Annotated in this window: 11 protein-coding genes, 1 tRNA gene and 1 riboswitch; of the genes, 6 read left to right on the top strand and 6 right to left on the bottom strand. The window is 74.6% G+C overall.

Going from position 1 to position 14,853, the window contains the following annotated elements; genetic code table 11:
* Positions 1-108: 108 nt before the first annotated feature.
* Both VR45_RS07050 and VR45_RS07045 read right to left on the bottom strand, forming a co-directional pair.
* Positions 109-1,614 carry an aminopeptidase P family protein gene (locus VR45_RS07050; RefSeq protein ID WP_045938815.1) on the bottom strand — a complete coding sequence of 502 codons (1,506 nt, stop codon included), beginning with the start codon at positions 1,612-1,614 and terminating at the stop codon, positions 109-111.
* A 151-nt stretch (positions 1,615-1,765) separates the two neighbouring features.
* Entirely contained in the window at positions 1,766-3,370 is a 1,605-nt protein-coding gene (locus tag VR45_RS07045) for a SpoIIE family protein phosphatase (RefSeq protein ID WP_052708895.1), read from the bottom strand.
* Between the two features lie 711 nt (positions 3,371-4,081).
* Here VR45_RS07045 and VR45_RS07040 point away from each other — a divergent pair.
* Positions 4,082-4,870, top strand: coding sequence for a bifunctional DNA primase/polymerase (locus VR45_RS07040; RefSeq protein WP_063772425.1), 789 nt, complete (start codon positions 4,082-4,084; stop codon positions 4,868-4,870).
* A gap of 124 nt (positions 4,871-4,994) precedes the next feature.
* Here VR45_RS07040 and VR45_RS07035 read toward each other — a convergent pair whose 3' ends face one another.
* The 4 genes from VR45_RS07035 to VR45_RS07020 form a co-directional block, all read right to left on the bottom strand.
* On the bottom strand, positions 4,995-5,981 hold the full coding sequence (locus VR45_RS07035; RefSeq protein ID WP_030392540.1) for a DUF5926 family protein: 987 nt from the start codon (positions 5,979-5,981) through the stop codon (positions 4,995-4,997).
* Between the two features lie 156 nt (positions 5,982-6,137).
* On the bottom strand, positions 6,138-6,557 hold the full coding sequence (locus VR45_RS07030; RefSeq protein ID WP_353612668.1) for a hypothetical protein: 420 nt from the start codon (positions 6,555-6,557) through the stop codon (positions 6,138-6,140).
* A 512-nt stretch (positions 6,558-7,069) separates the two neighbouring features.
* Positions 7,070-7,927 carry a glycerophosphodiester phosphodiesterase family protein gene (locus VR45_RS07025; RefSeq protein ID WP_234325866.1) on the bottom strand — a complete coding sequence of 286 codons (858 nt, stop codon included), beginning with the start codon at positions 7,925-7,927 and terminating at the stop codon, positions 7,070-7,072.
* Positions 7,928-8,220: 293 nt separating this feature from the next.
* Entirely contained in the window at positions 8,221-9,612 is a 1,392-nt protein-coding gene (locus VR45_RS07020; RefSeq protein ID WP_052708894.1) for a cytosine permease, read from the bottom strand.
* Positions 9,606-9,753: riboswitch (TPP riboswitch) on the bottom strand. (Overlaps the previous gene by 7 nt.)
* 554 nt (positions 9,754-10,307) lie before the next feature.
* Between VR45_RS07020 and VR45_RS07015 the strand changes: the two genes are divergently transcribed.
* The 5 genes from VR45_RS07015 to VR45_RS06995 all read left to right on the top strand — a co-directional run.
* The gene (locus tag VR45_RS07015; protein WP_234325865.1) at positions 10,308-11,714 is read left to right on the top strand and encodes a trypsin-like peptidase domain-containing protein; all 1,407 of its coding nucleotides are present in this window, start codon (positions 10,308-10,310) and stop codon (positions 11,712-11,714) included.
* A 67-nt stretch (positions 11,715-11,781) separates the two neighbouring features.
* A tRNA-Ser gene (locus VR45_RS07010) sits at positions 11,782-11,869 on the top strand.
* Positions 11,870-12,069: 200 nt separating this feature from the next.
* A complete protein-coding gene (locus VR45_RS47830; RefSeq protein ID WP_045938799.1) occupies positions 12,070-13,197 on the top strand; it encodes a peptidoglycan-binding protein in 1,128 nt (375 codons plus the stop codon).
* An 84-nt stretch (positions 13,198-13,281) separates the two neighbouring features.
* On the top strand, positions 13,282-14,118 hold the full coding sequence (locus VR45_RS07000; protein ID WP_045938798.1) for a MerR family transcriptional regulator: 837 nt from the start codon (positions 13,282-13,284) through the stop codon (positions 14,116-14,118).
* Positions 14,119-14,179: 61 nt separating this feature from the next.
* A partial coding sequence (locus tag VR45_RS06995; RefSeq protein WP_159394136.1) for an MFS transporter occupies positions 14,180-14,853 on the top strand: 674 nt, incomplete at its 3' end.

The following is a 14,853-nucleotide window of genomic DNA, read 5'->3' as shown; positions in this document are numbered from 1 at the left end:
GACTGCCTCCCTGTGACGAGGCCGCCGGCGCTCCGGCCCCCACTGCTCGGGGGCCGGACCGCCGACGGCCGGGTCGCCCGGGGCGGATCCGCCCCGAGCTGTCGTTCGTCAGCTCCGGTCGAACGAGGCCATCCACGCCTCGACGTCCTCGGCCCGGCGCGGCAGGCCGGCCGAGAGGTTCTCGTTGCCGTCGGCGGTGACCAGGATGTCGTCCTCGATCCGGATGCCGATGCCGCGGTACTCCTCGGGGACGGTCAGGTCGTCCTGCTGGAAGTAGAGGCCGGGCTCGACGGTGAGCACCATGCCCGGCACCAGCAGCGCGTCGACGTGCTCCTCGGTGCGCGAGTGGGCGCAGTCGTGGACGTCCAGGCCGAGCATGTGGCCGGTGCCGTGCAGGGTCCAGCGACGCTGCAGGCCGAGCTCCAGGACCTTCTCGACGTCGTACACCGAGGCGTCCAGCAGGCCCCAGGCGAGCAGTCGCTCGGCGAGCACCCGCTGCGAGGCGTCGTGGAAGTCGCGGAAGCGGGCGCCGGGCTTCACGGCCGCGATCCCGGCCTCCTGGGCGTCGTAGACCGCGTCGTAGATCTTCCGCTGGAGCTCGTCGAAGCGCCCGTTGATCGGCAGGGTGCGGGTGACGTCGGCGGTGTAGAGGGTCTCCGTCTCCACGCCGGCGTCCAGCAGCAGCAGCTCGCCGGGGCGGACCTCGCCGTCGTTGCGCACCCAGTGCAGGGTGGTGGCGTGCGCGCCGGCGGCGCAGATCGAGCCGTAGCCGACGTCGTTGCCCTCGACGCGGGCGCGGCGCCAGAAGGTGCCCTCGATCCAGCGCTCGGAGGTGGCGACGGCCTGGCCCAGCTCGCGCACGCAGTCGGTGAAGCCGTTGACGGTGGCGGCGCAGGCGGCGCGCAGCTCGCCGATCTCCCACTCGTCCTTGACCAGCCGCAGGCCGCTCAGGAACTCCTTGAACCCGGCGTCCTGGTCGGCGTCCAGCACATCGGCGAGCGCGGCCTCCAGGCCGGCGTCGTAGCCGCGCACGATCCGGGTCGGCACGCCGTCGGCGGCACGGTCGGCCAGCTCGTCGGCGGCCTTGCGGACGTCGCGGACCGGCAGGCCGAGCAGCTGCTCCTGCTCGGTGAGGCTGTGCCGGCGGCCGACCCACAGCTCGCCGTAGCCGTCGAGCCAGAACTCGCCGTTCTCGCGGTCGGAGCGGGGCAGCAGGTAGAGGACGAAGTCGTGGCCGGTGGCACCGGTGGGCTCGGCGACCAGCACGGCGTCCTCGGTGCGGTCACCGGTGAGGTGCACGTACTCGCTGGAGGCGCGGAAGCCGTAGTCGGTGTCGTTGGAGCGGATCTTGAGGGTGCCGGCCGGGACGACCAGGCGCACGCCCGGGTGGGCGGCGGAGAGCGCGGCACGGCGCTCGGCGGCGTAGCGGGCCTGCGGGACCGGGGTCAGGCCGTGCAGCTCGGTGTCGGCCCAGCCGGACTTCATCGACGCGGCGAGTTCGTCGGAGACCTCGGAGTAGAGGCCGTTCTTGCGGCCCTTGAACTGCTGCGGTTCCTCGTCGCCGCCGGCGGCCTCGGGGTTCTCGGCCACCGCCGGGGTGCGGTCCTCGGTCACGTACGTCGCCTCCTTGCGCGTGGTGCCGCCCGGGGCGCGTCGGATCACGACACAGGTGGGCGGCCGTGCGTCCATGGTACGGACGCCCGGCCGCTCACCCGTTCGGGCCTTCACCCGTTGGTGCCGGGCCTTGCGGTGCAGGGCCTTGCGGTCACTCGAATCGGGCGGCGAGCAGCATCAGGTCGTCGGTGGCCGGAGCGGGGGCGGTGGAGCGCCGGGGGGCGGCCCCGCCGTCCCGGTCGGCGGGGTCCTGGCCCGCCGCGCGGCGGTCGGCCCGCTCCCGCCGGTCGGCGTCCCGCTCGGCCGCGGCCGCCAGCAGGTGGGCGCAGAGCCGCTCGGGGTCGCTCCGGACGTCCCGGGGGGCGTCGGCGGCGGCCCGGCGCAGATCGGTCTGTCCGGAGTGCAGGGTCTGGCCGAAACGGCGGGCCAGCCCCTCGGTGTAGAGGATCAGGGTGTCCCCGCGCTCGGCGGTGAACTCGACCCCGGGCGCCTCCCAGCAGGAGAGCATGCCGAGCGGCGCGGAGAGCGAGGTCTCGACGAACTCGGCGCCGTACCTGGTGACCAGCACCGGCGGGCAGTGGCCGGCCCCGGCCAGGGTGACCCGGCGTTCCTCCGGTTCCACCCAGGCGTAGACGGCGGTGGCGCTGCGGGTCGGCTCGGTGGTCTTGAGCAGCAGTTCGAGGTCGCCCAGGACGGACACCGGGTCCTCGCCCTCCAGCACCGCGTACGCCCGCAGCGCGGCCCGCACCCGGCCCATCGCGGCGGCCGCGCCGGGCGCGGAGCCGGGCCCGGCACCGGGGCCGTCGCCGGAGACCGAGCCGACGGTCAGCCCGACGGTGCCGTCCGGCAGCGGGATCGCGTCGTACCAGTCGCTGCCGCAGGAGCGGTCGAGTCCGGCCGGGACGAGCCGGGCGGCCAGCCGGAGCCCGCCGGGCTGCGGGAGGCGGTCGGGCAGCAGGCCGCGGCGCAGCGCCTCGTTGGTGCGCCGGACCTTCTCCGCGTCCAGCTGCTTGGCCAGCAGCGGCGCGGCGACCTCGGAGTAGCGGCGGGCCAGTTCGCGGCGGCGGTCAGTGGGGTCGGCGGGGGCGTCGTAGAACCACAGGGCGGCGGCCAGCGGGCCGTCCTCCTCGGTGGCGAGCGGCAGGCCGTAGCAGCCGCCGAGGCCGAGCTGCCCGGCGAGTTCGCGCAGCCGGGCGCCGATCGCCGGGTCCTCGGCGAGGTCGTGCGACCGCACCTCGGCGGGCCGGTCGTGCTCGCGCAGCAGCCGGGCGAGCAGGCTCTGGTCGGCCGGGACGGTCTCCAGCGCGCCGAGGCTGGCGCGGTCCAGGCCGAGCCCGAGCGGCTGGCTCGGGCCGCCGCCGGGCAGCACGGTGACCAGCAGGGCGCGGTCGGCGCCGAGCAGCGCGGTGCCGGAGGCGAGGACGGCGTCCAGGGTGGCGCCGAGTCCGCGGGCGCGGGCGAGCCGCTCGGTGTGCTCGTGCAGGCTGGCGAAATCGGACAGCCGTCCGGCCAAACGGTCCTGCACGCCGGTCGACGCCGGGGCTGCGGCCTCGGGAGCGCCGGGGGCCGGGGCGGCGCCCGCGCCGTCCTCGGGGCGGCGGTCCGTGCCCTCGGGCCGTCCGGCGGACGGCTGGCCGACGGCGGCCGGGGCCGGGGCCGGGCCGTGGAAGCCCGGCGGATCGAGGACGGAGAGCCCGCTGGTGCCGCCGGGCTCGACCGGCTCGGAGGACGCCGACGGTGGGGGGGACTCGGTCATGCCGCCACTCCTGACGCGGTGGTACGTGTCACGCGGATCATGCGGAACCCCCCGGGAACGGCCGTTCTGGAGCGAGCACGGCCAAAGGGGCGCGTTTCGCCTCGATTCGCTACTACTCGTCATTGATCGACAGCAATGCCACCACTTCTACACAGGCCATTCGGGGCATGTCCAGAGTCATGACAAGGCGGGTGGCCGGTTCCGGGCCTGGTGGGCCCGGTCGGGGGGCGCGTTCTGCTCCGCGCGCGCCGGTCGGTCGCGCCACGGTCCGGCGGGGCGCGACGGCTCCGCCCGGCGGGCATGGAGCGGCCGGTGAACGGGCAGAACCGAGGGGACGGTTCCGGCGGCCGTCCGGATCGTATGCCTTTACCGCCGGCCGGCCGGGCCGGCCGGAAGCGACTCACTCGTACGGTGGAACCAACCGCGCCCGGGCGGCGTCCATCCGGTCGCATACGGGATTCTCGTTCCAAGGGCTGTTCTATTCCGCGGCCCTTTCACATCGTGCTCCACCGCGTGCTCCAGGCCCGCGCCGCAGTTCGCACGCCGTCCGCACCGCCGCTCGCCCCGCCCGCCGTTCGGCCCCGGCCCGGCTCCCGGTCCGTTCCCTCCGTCCGGTTCGCGGGCCGTCCGGCGTCCCCGGCCGGTGGCGGCGGCCGGCCCGGCGGCCGCGGGTCGGAGCCATTGAGCGGTCACGGAAAGGAACGGGTGCCAATGCGTGACAACCCACTGCGCGACGACCCGAGGAACCGGTCGGCGGCCCGGGCGGCCCGGCTGGCCGGGGCCCTGTCGGCAGCCACCGAACACCGCTGGCCCGTGGTCCCCGGAACCGTCCTGCTCGCCGGCGGAGTCTGCTCCTGCGGCGACCCGGACTGTCCGGTGCCGGGGGCCCATCCGCACGACCCGACCCTGCTCGCGGCCACCACCGATGCCCGGATGGTGCGTTGGTGGTGGGAGCAGCGCTGCCCCGACGCGCCGGTGCTGGTCGCGACCGGCCGGACGGTCTCCGCGGTCAGCCTGCCGGCGGCGGCCGGGGCCCGCGCGCTCGCCTACCTGGCCGCGCTCCGGCTGCGGCTCGGTCCGGTGCTGGCCATGCCCGACCGCTACGCGATGCTGGTCGCCCCCTACTCGCTCGACGCGCTCGGCGAGATGCTCGTCCAACTCCCTTGGGTGCCGGGGTCGTTGCGATATCACGGGAGTGGCGGATTCCTGCCGCTGCCGCCCGGTGGCGGGGCCGGCGACCGGGTGCGCTGGGTGCTGCCGCCCCGTCAGGGCGCCGACGGCGGCGTCTGGCTGCCCCAGGTCGCGCGGCGGTCCAACTGGACAGCGGCCGCTCGGCCTACTGACGGCGCGGCCGGGCCGCTGCCCGCGCGGTGCGACCGGGGCTTCCGGCGTATCGATCGGGCACGGCCGACCCGCGTTGGCGTGGGATGTTCGGAAAAACAAAAGATCCGGCCGCTGGCGACGGGGGATGCACCAGCGACCGGACTCTTTAGACAGTAACAAGGATCCGCGCCCGCGCCAATTTCCAAGACGCCCTCGCAGCCCGGAAATTGCGGGTTACGGGCGACAATGTGACGCGTATCACGTCGAACGCCCGGGTGGCCGCCTTCCTTGCGACCCGCCTTTAGTTCAGGGTGACCTGACGGTTCACCAGGTTCGCGCGGGCCCGCCGCTCGTCCGCGGTCAGCGGGGCCGGGTCGGCCAGCGTCGCGGCGAGGAGCTCGGCGAACTCGGCGGCCGGCTTCTCGCAGTCTGCCGCGGTCATGTCGACGGGCAGGTCCCAGACCGGCACGGTCAGGCCGTGCGCCCGGAACGATCCGACCAGGCGGGTGTCCGGGCCGAGCGAGGACTTCTCGGCGGCGGTCAGCCGGGCCAGCGCGTCCAGCAGTTGCTCCTCCGGCACGGTCATCACCCAGCGCAGGTGGTTCTTGTCCGGGGTGCCGCACCAGTACGCGGAGTCGAGGCCGGCGAGCTTCTCGGTCGGGATGGCCGAGGCGTTGGCGCGCTCCAGCGAGGCGGCCACCTCGCCGGTGGCGGTCTCGGCGTCCTCCAGCCAGAACTCGAAGCCGGTGTGCACGGCCGGCTCGAAGGCGGCGGCGGGGTCCAGCAGGTCCTGCAGGCGGCGGCCGCCCGGCACGGTCCGGCGGGCCGGCACCGGCGAGCCCGGCTCGGCGGCCAGGGCCAGCTCCAGGGCGTCCCCGAGGTCGCGGCTCAGGTCGCCGGAGGAGGACTGGGTCTGCAGGCCCAGCAGGATCGAGCCGTCCTGGCGGCGCAGCGCCGGCCAGGCCAGCGGCAGCACGGTGGCCAGGGTGACCGACGGGACCTCGCCGTTGGCGCTCTCGGCGACCCCGGCGGCCAGCGTCAGCGGCACGGTGGCGGCGGGCACCAGCTCGCGCAGCGCCACCCAGTCCGCCTCGCCGGCCAGGCCCTCGAACGGGCGGTGCACGAGCTCCTGGACCGCGTGCGAGGCCTCGCGGCCGTGGCAGGCCTTGTAGCGGCGGCCCGAGCCGCAGGGGCAGTCCTCGCGGGCCCCGACCACGGGGATGTCGCCCGTGACGGCGGGGGTGGACTGGCTGCGCTGCGGCGCCTTCTTGGCGGCCTTCTTGCCCATGGTGCGGCTCTCCCGGGAACGGTGGTGTTGTGCTCCGGGCAGCCTACTGACGTTCCCCGGACGTGTGGCGCACACCGGGGCGCGGGTACGGCCCGCCGCCGGGCGCCCGCGCCGTCCGGAGCCGTCCGTCGGCCGTCCGTCAGCCGTCCGTCGGGCTCAGGCCTCCCGGTGTCCGCCGGCCGTCCGCCGGGCGTGCCGGGCCCGGGCCGGCAGGGCCGCCCACACCGTCACCTCGCCCGGGGCGTCGCGCACGCCCCAGTCGCTCGCCAGCTGGTCCACGATGCTCAGCCCACGGCCGCCGTGCGAGGTCAGCGAGGGGCTGGACGGCGACGGCCGGGTGGGCGACCCGCCGTCGGTCACCTCCAGGGTGAGCACCCCGTCGGCGTGCATCTGCCAGCGGACCAGTACGCCGCCGGCGTCCTCGTCGGGCTCGCCCGGGGCGGCGGCCGGAGCCGCCGTGCCGACGGCCCGGGACGGTCCGCCGACCAGCAGCGGTTCCGCCGCCTCGGCACGGGCGCCCCGGCCGAGGGCCGGCAGTGGCCCGAGCGGACGGGCGTAGCGACAGGCGTTGCTCAAAAGCTCGGAAAGGATCAGAACAGCATCATCAATGACCGGTTCCGGTATCGCCCGGTCTCCCAGATCTCGACGCAGTCGGCGCCGTGCGACCCCGACACTCGATGGGCCGTGCGGCACTGCCATGGTCGATGAAGTCGGCACTTCACGCGCCACCATCAACGCCACCCCCGGACCTCCTTCAGCGTATGCCGAGGGATGGATGCCCCTTGGCAATACGTCGGAAACGACTGCGCGGCGATCCCGCGCGGTCATTTCAGGCCGGTGCACCGACGGTGCGCGACAGGTGATTCCGTGCTCACCCTCCGTCGTGAAACTGTATGAATTGCGGCAGAAATCGTTGCCGAAAGGTTTGAGTCCCTACCAAGACGGTCAGCTTGTCACGGTGGTTGAACGGTTCACCACGGCTTCACGGCATGCCCGTGCGACACAACACGGCACAACACGACACAACGCGGCGCGGCACGACACGGAAGGGCACGGGACGACACGGCACGCCGCAGGTCCGCGTACCGTCACCGGCCGAGCTGGGCCAGGACCTCCGCCGGGCGGTTGGTGATGATCGCCGACACGCCGAGCTCCAGGCACAGCTCGACGTCGGCCGGCTCGTCGACCGTCCACACGTGCACCTGGTGGCCCAGCTCGCGCAGCCTGGTCACCAGCCCCGGCCGGGCCCGCACCAGGTCGATGCCCGGCCCGGCGATCCGCGCCCCGCCCGGCAGCGGCGCACCGGGGCGCAGCCGCCCGCGCAGCACCAGGCCGCGCTCGAACAGGAACACCCTCGGGTACTGCGGCGCCGCGGCCGCCACCCGGGCCAGCGCGACGGAGGAGAAGCTCATGATCCGGGCGTTGACGCCGTGGCCCGCGCCGGTCTCCGCCGCGTCGGCGCCCCGGCCCCCGGCCGCGCCGCCGATGCCGAACCGGTCCAGCATCCGCAGCAGCTCGGACTCCACGCGGCCGCGGAAGCGCACCGGGTGCTTGGTCTCGATCGCGAGGTCCACCGGCCGCCCGGAGTCCACGACCAGCTCCAGCAGGCTCTCCAGCCGCAGCACGCCGCGCAGCTCCGGGTCCTCGCTCGGCCTGCCGGTCTTCCAGGCGCCGAAGTCGTGCGCCTCCAGCTCGGCCAGGGTCATCGCGGAGACCGTGCCCCGGCCGTCCGAGACCCGGCCGATCCGCCGGTCGTGCACGCAGACCAGCTGTCCGTCGGCGGTCACCCGGACGTCGCACTCCAGTGCGTCGGCGCCCTCGGAGAGCGCCCTGCGGTAGGCGGCGAGGGTGTGTTCGGGCAGGGCGTGCGAGGAACCGCGGTGGGCGATCACCTGGACGGGCCGGGTGGTGCGGGCCGTCACGGGCGAGACATCAGGGCTGGTCACGCCCTCCACGATAGGCGGCGGAAGTGACACGGAGGCGACGTCGGCCCCAACCCGGCGGGCCGACTTCGTCACTCCGTCGCGCGGCCGGGGTCATTCCGGCCGGTGCCACGGCCGATGCGCCGCGGGTCCACCGGCGGTGCACCACCGGTCCACCGCCGGTGCTCCGCAGGCGTTCCGAAGCGGTGTTCCGAGCGGTGTTCCACCGGTGTTCCGTGAGCGTTCCGTGGGCGTTCCGCCGGAATTCCACGGGCATTCCGGCCGCCCCTCGGCCCGGCCGCCCCGGGCCCGCCCGGTCAGCGCGCGTCGGCGGCGGCCCGGCCCCGGGTGAACGGGGTGAGCGCCCAGGTCGCCAGGGCGGGCACCAGGAAGCCGAACAGCGAGGCCGAGGTCCACTCCTGCGGGGTGAAGTGCAGCAGCTCCTGCGCGGACGTCCAGAAGTCCGTCCACCAGCCGGCCACCGCGGTCGGCGCGATCAGCTGGTAGACCGCGAAGCCCAGCGCCCACGGCAGCAGCATCAGCCAGCGGGACGGCGCCTCGTCCGAGAGGTCCCAGCCGCGCCGCCCGGCGCCGAGGAAGTAGTCGACCGCCAGCACCGCGAACATCGGCACGAAGACCGAGCCGATCAGCCCCAGGAAGGCGTAGTACGAGTCGGTGAACGCGGTGATCTGCAGCGCGAGCACGGTGATCAGCGCACCGGTGCCGCCCGTGAGCACCCGGCGGTCGACCTTCGGCAGCAGGTTGTGGATCGACATCGCGGTCGAGTAGACGTTCGCGAAGGACTGGTCGGTCTCGCGCAGCACCAGCACCAGCAGGAACAGCCAGCCCGCCCAGACGCCCAGGAAGGAGTCGAAGATCCGGTCGGGGTCGCCGTCCGCCTGCAGCAGCGCCAGCAGGCCGAGCACGTAGCACCAGACCTGCGCCACCGTGTAGCCGGAGAAGCTGCCCCAGAAGGCCGATCGAGGGGTGCGCGAGTGCCGGGTGTAGTCGGCGGCGAGCGGGACGAAGGAGATGGACACCGCGATCATCGCGTCCGTCGCCGGCAGGAAGCCGTGCCAGTTGCCCGCGCCCGGGTCGGCGACGCCGTTGCGGCCGAGCTGGACGGTGAAGTACACCATCGCGACCGCCACCGCGACGGCGACGAAGCGGCGCAGCACGGCGATCGCGCCGAGCGGCCAGATGGTCAGCGCGGTGGTGATCGCGCCGGCCAGCACGACGAAGAGCCAGCGGTAGCCCTCGGTGCCGACGACGGTCTGCGCGCCGAGCGCGATCGTCAGCAGCTCGTACACGCCCCAGCCGATGCACTGGACGATGTTGAGCACGGTCGGCACGTAGGAGAGCCGGGTACCGAACAGCCCGCGCAGGGTCGCCATGGCGGGCGCGCCGGTGCGGGCGCCGATCAGCGCGGCGACACCGAGCATCGCGGTACCGACCACGGTGCCGGCCACGATCGCGGTCACGGCGGCGGCCAGCGACAGCTCGCTGCCCTTGGCGCCGAGCACGGTCGCGGCGGTGGTGAAGCCGATCAGCGAGACGCCGAGGTTCATCCAGAGCGCGAAGTGGTCGCGGAAGCGGAGGGTGCGGGGCGGCTCGGTGTCGAGCACCAGCGGCGCCTCGACCCGGGCCGGGGGCTCCAGTACGGCGGCGGCCGAGGACGGGGACGACGAGGACGTCGAGGCAGGCGGCATGGCCGATTTCTCCCTACGCCGGCATTACCCGGACAGGTTCCGGCGGTCTGCGCCCCCTCGACGGACGTCCACGGATCCCGTGGCGTACGGTCGACCGGCGCACTCTCAGCCTGGTGGGTCCAAGCTCCCGCGTGTCAGTTCGGAGCGACAGGCTAGCGGGCACGGGGGAGAACGCCAAGGCCAGGGGGCCGGGCGGGCGGCGCTCGGGGCGTCCGTCTGGTCGGGCTAAGGATTCTTATGAGTTCTTCAGAAGGCTCCTTACGGCAATCGAATCGAGTGTGCGAAAAACTATGGTTGTTGGTCCTGTCAGCGATGGAGGTCGTCCGTGAGCACCGAGCGCGAGGTTGGGTCCACCGGGCCGCAGGGGGAGCAGCCCTCCGGCGGCCAGGGGGTGGTGGGTTCCCCTGCTGACGGTCCGGCGCAGCAGAATGCGGCCGGCCCGTCCCCCGCGGCGGAGCAGTCGACTCCGGCCGCCGAGGGGGGTTCCGGCGGGTTCACGCCCACCGTGGCCTTCGGCAAGCTGACCGCCCCCGAGCCGGCGGCCCCGCCGGCCCCGCGCACCCCTGGCCGTCGAGCCCGGCTACCTGGACGCCCCGCCGCCGGTCCTTCCGCCGGCCCCGGCTCCGGCCGCGCCCGCCGCCCCGGCCGGCCCGCAGGGCGGCAACCCGTACGCGACCCCGGCCCCCGGCACCCCGGTGCCCCCGGCCCTCGTCGCGCACGACCCGTACGCGGCGCCGTCCGCGCCGCACGACCCCTACGCGGCGCCCGTCGCCGCCCAGCACGACCCGTACGGGACGCCCGCCGCCCCGCCGGCCCCGGGCGCGACCGGGCAGCACCACCACCCGTTCGGCGCAGGCCAGCCGCTCGGCGGCTGGGGCGCCCACGACGTCACCCCGGCGCGCCCGGGGCCCCGGTGGTCCCGGCGGCCCGCTCGGCTACCCGGGCGAGTACCCCGGCGCCCCGGTCCCGGCGGCCCGCGCAAGAAGCGCGGCGGCCTGATCGCCCTGGTCGCGGCCGTCGCCCTGGTGGCCGGTGTGGCCGGCGGCGCGGTCGGCGTGGCCGTCGCCGACCGCGACGACACCTCCGTCAGCGCCAAGGCCGACCGCAGCTCCACCACGGTCCAGGCCAACAACACCCAGAAGAACGAGCCCGCCCCGGGCTCGGTCGCCGGCATCGCGCAGAAGGCGCTGCCCAGCGTCGTCACCATCAAGGCCCAGGGCAACGGCGAGTCGGGCACCGGCACCGGCTTCGTCTTCGACACCGAGGGCCACATCCTCACCAACAACCACGTGGTGGCGCCCGCGTCCACCAGCGGCGGCAAACTGACCGTCAAGTTCGCCGACGGCAGCTCCTACGGCGCCTCCGTGCTCGGCCGCGCCGAGGGCTACGACGTCGCGGTGATCAAGCTCGACACCCCGCCCAAGGGCAAGCTGACGCCGCTTCCGCTGGCCGACTCCGACAAGGTCAACGTCGGTGACTCCACCATCGCCATCGGTGCCCCGTACGGCCTGGAGTCCACCGTCACCACCGGCATCATCAGCGCCAAGGACCGCCCGGTCGCCTCCGGCGACGAGACCGGCGCGCAGGCCTCGTACATGAACGCGCTGCAGACCGATGCCTCGATCAACCCCGGTAACTCCGGCGGTCCGCTGCTGGACTCCTCGGGCGCGGTGATCGGCATCAACTCCGCGATCCAGTCCAACGCCTCCAGCAACGGCCGGGCCGGCTCCATCGGCCTGGGCTTCGCGATCCCGGTCAACCAGGCCAAGTGGGTCGCGGACACCCTGATCAAGACCGGCAAGCCGGTCTACGCCAAGCTCGACGTGCTGCGCAACGACGACTACAAGGGCGACGGCGCGCAGATCCAGACCCGCGACATCCAGGGCCAGCCGGCCGTCACCCCCGGCGGCGCCGCCGACCAGGCCGGCCTCAAGCCGGGCGACGTGATCACCAAGCTCGGCGGCAGCCCGATCGAGAACGGCCCCGCCCTGGTCAGCAAGATCTGGACGCACAAGCCGGGCGAGACCGTCGACGTCGAGTACACCCGCAACGGCCAGACCGCCACCACCAAGGTCACCCTCGGCACCCGCGTCGGCGACTGACCCCCCGCCCCACCCCGGAAACCCGGTGCACCGAACCCCACCGGACCCGTTAGGCTGACCTCCGCCTGGAGAGCTGCCCGAGCGGCCTAAGGGAACAGTCTTGAAAACTGTCGTGCGGTGACCCCGTACCGTGGGTTCGAATCCCACGCTCTCCGCTGGTAGGAGAAGAACCACCTGCTCAAGGCGGGTGTCGACCTCAGGGTCGGCACCCGCCTTTGTGCTTGTCGGGGTGGGGAGGTGCCCCGTTTTCACCTGAACGGGGGGTTTGCGGGGGATGCGTCGTTCCGGGGAGGGCCGGGTCTCGTGTGTTCGGGCGTAAGGGGCGAACTGCCCTGGGCCCGGCAAGGAGAGACGGATGGCCTGGTACCCCGGCGCGGAGAAGATGGAGCTCCAGCCAGAGTCGGACGAGCAGCCGGCGATCACGCCGACGCAGGTGGTCTTCCACAGTGTGGCGGCGCCGTGGACGCCGCGGCGGATGTACGAGTACTGGCGGGACTCGACCAACCTGGAGTCGCACTTCGGGGTCGGATACGACGGCAGCGTGGGGCAGTTCGTCGGCACCGAGACGCGTGCCGACGCCAATATGGGCGCCAACCGCAGAGCCGACGGCACCGGCGCGGTCAGCGTGGAGACGGCCAGCGACGACGCGAGCACCGATCCCTGGACGGACGCCCAGATCGGCGCCCTGGTCGCGCTCGGGGTGTGGCTGCACCAGCGGCACGGCATCCCGCCGCGGATCTGCCCGCGGTGGGACGCGCCCGGCTTCGGGGTGCACCGGATGTTCCCGGAGTGGTCGGACGGCGGCACGGCCTGCCCGGGGGGCGCCCGGGCCCGGCAGTTCCGCGAGGTGGTGCTGCCCGGCATCGTCGCAGCGGCCGGCGGCGCGCCGGTGCCCACGCCGCGCGGGGACTCCGGCCCGGCCGGCGACCCCGGGCCGGCCCGGTACCGGGTGACGATCAACGGGCTGGAGTACGGCTACGGCGCGCACGGACCGCAGGTCAGGGAGGTCGGCGAGGCGCTCGTCCGGCAGGGCTTCGGCCGGCACTACGCGTCCGGCCCGGACGAGGACTGGCGGGACGCCGACACCCTCAACTACCAGGACTTCCAGCACAGTCTGGGGTACTCGGGGCCGGACGCCGACGGTGTGCCGGGCGAGGGGTCGCTGCGCCGGCTGCTCGGCCGGCTGCCCTCGCCGCGCCGGGTGTCGCTCGCCCACGTGGTCGCGGCCGCCCGCACCGACCCGGGCGCCGAGCAGGGGCACCAGACCTACGGGGGCGAGGTGCGGATCGTCGAACAGGCCCTCGCGGACGAGGGCTTCCTGGAGCAGCGCTGGGTGGACGGCTCGCTCGGCACCCGGACGGTACAGGCGTACGCGGCCTTCCAGCGCAGCCTCGGCTACGCGGGGGAGGACGCCAACGGGGTCCCCGGCCAGCGGAGTCTGCGCACGCTGGGGGACCGACGGGGGTTCGACGTGACCGACTGAGCGCCGCCCGCCGGGGACGGCGGGACCGGCGGTGGTCCCAGGGCTTGACCATGACACCGTGTGAGGGCCTGCACTGGAGGGACCATGTTGAACATCGGAGACTTCGCCAAGCACGGCCGGGTGTCGGTCCGGATGCTGCGTCACTACGACGCCATCGGGCTGATCCGGCCGGCCCGGGTCGACCCGTCGAGCGGCTACCGCTGCTACGAGGCGTCCCAACTCGCGCGGCTCAACCGGGTCATCGCCCTCAAGGAGCTCGGCTTCACACTGCACCAGGTGCGGGCCGTGCTGGACGAGGAGGTGGACCCGGCGGAGCTGCGCGGGATGCTGCGGCTGCGGCGGGCCGAGCTCGCCGCGGCCATGGCCGCGGACGCCGAACGGCTGGCCCGGGTCGAGGCGAGGCTCCGGACGATCGAGAGCGAGGGGACCATGTCCGCACAGGACGTCGTGGTGAAGCGGCTGCCGTCGGTCCGGGCGGCCGAGCTGGCGGGTGTCGCGGCCAGCTACGAGCCGCAGGACATCGGGCCGGTGATCGGCCCGCTGTTCGAGGAGCTCTGCGGTCGCCTGGCGGCGGCCGGGGTCGCGGCCGCCGGGCCGTCCGTCGCCCGGTACGAGGACACCGGGGACGGCGACGGCTCGGTGCTGATCCGGGTCGCCGTGCCGGTCCCGGCCGCGACCGGCCCGGCCACGGGCGAGGAGCACGGCTTCGCGGTGGTCGACCTGCCGGCCGTCGAGGCGGCGGCGACCGTGGTGCACCGGGGCTCGATGGACGAATCGCTGGGCTCCTTCCAGGTGCTGGCGCGGTTCGTCGAGGAGAACGGCTACCGCTCGACCGGCTACGCCCGGGAGCTCTACCTGGAGTGCCCCGAGAACCCGGCGGACTGGGTGACGGAGCTGCAGGAACCGGTGGTCCGCGCCTGATCCGCGCCCCACGGCCCGGCGTTTGCCCTGAAGCCGGTCGAGGGTCCTAGCGTCGGCGCGCATGACGACCACCGGTGCACTCGCACCCGACGCCGACGCCGATGCGGCCGATCCCTCCGCCGCTGCCCGGCCGGCCCTGCCCGCGCCCTATCTGCGCTGGCTCGCCGGCGCACAGCTCGGGGCCCTGGGCGACGCGGCCCTCGCCTTCGCCCTGGGCTGGGCCGCCGCCGCGCACGGCGGAGCCGCCGCCGGCCTGGTGCTCACCGTGATCACGGTGGCCCGGACGGTGCTGGTCCTGGTCGGCGGCGCGGTGGCGGACCGGCTGGGCGCGCGCCGGGTGATGCTCGCCGGGGACGCGGTGATGCTGGCCGCGACGCTCGCCCTGGCGGCGGCGGCCGGACTGCTGGGTACCCCGCTCCGGCTGCTGCTGCTCGCGGCGCTGGTGATCGGCGTGGTGGACGCGTTCTACCTCCCGGCGAGCGGGTCGATGCCCCGTCTGCTGGTGGACGCCGGGCAGCTGCCGCGGGCCCTGGCGCTGCGGCAGGCGGGCGGTCAGCTCGCCGCCCTGCTGGGGGCACCCCTCGGCGGCGCGCTGGTCGCGGCGGGCGGGCTGCCCGGGGCGGCGCTGGTGGACGCGGCGAGCTTCGCCGTCCTGCTGCTGGTGCTGCTGCTCCTGCCGGTGTCCGACCCGCGGCGGGCCCCGGCGGCCCGTGCCGGTGCCGGTGCCGGTGCCGG

The organism is Streptomyces sp. NRRL S-495 (assembly GCF_000966955.1).
Taxonomy (GTDB): Bacteria; Actinomycetota; Actinomycetes; order Streptomycetales; family Streptomycetaceae; genus Kitasatospora; species Kitasatospora purpeofusca.
Note: the sequence above shows the minus strand (reverse complement) of the source record. Positions and strands in the feature narration are given on the sequence as shown.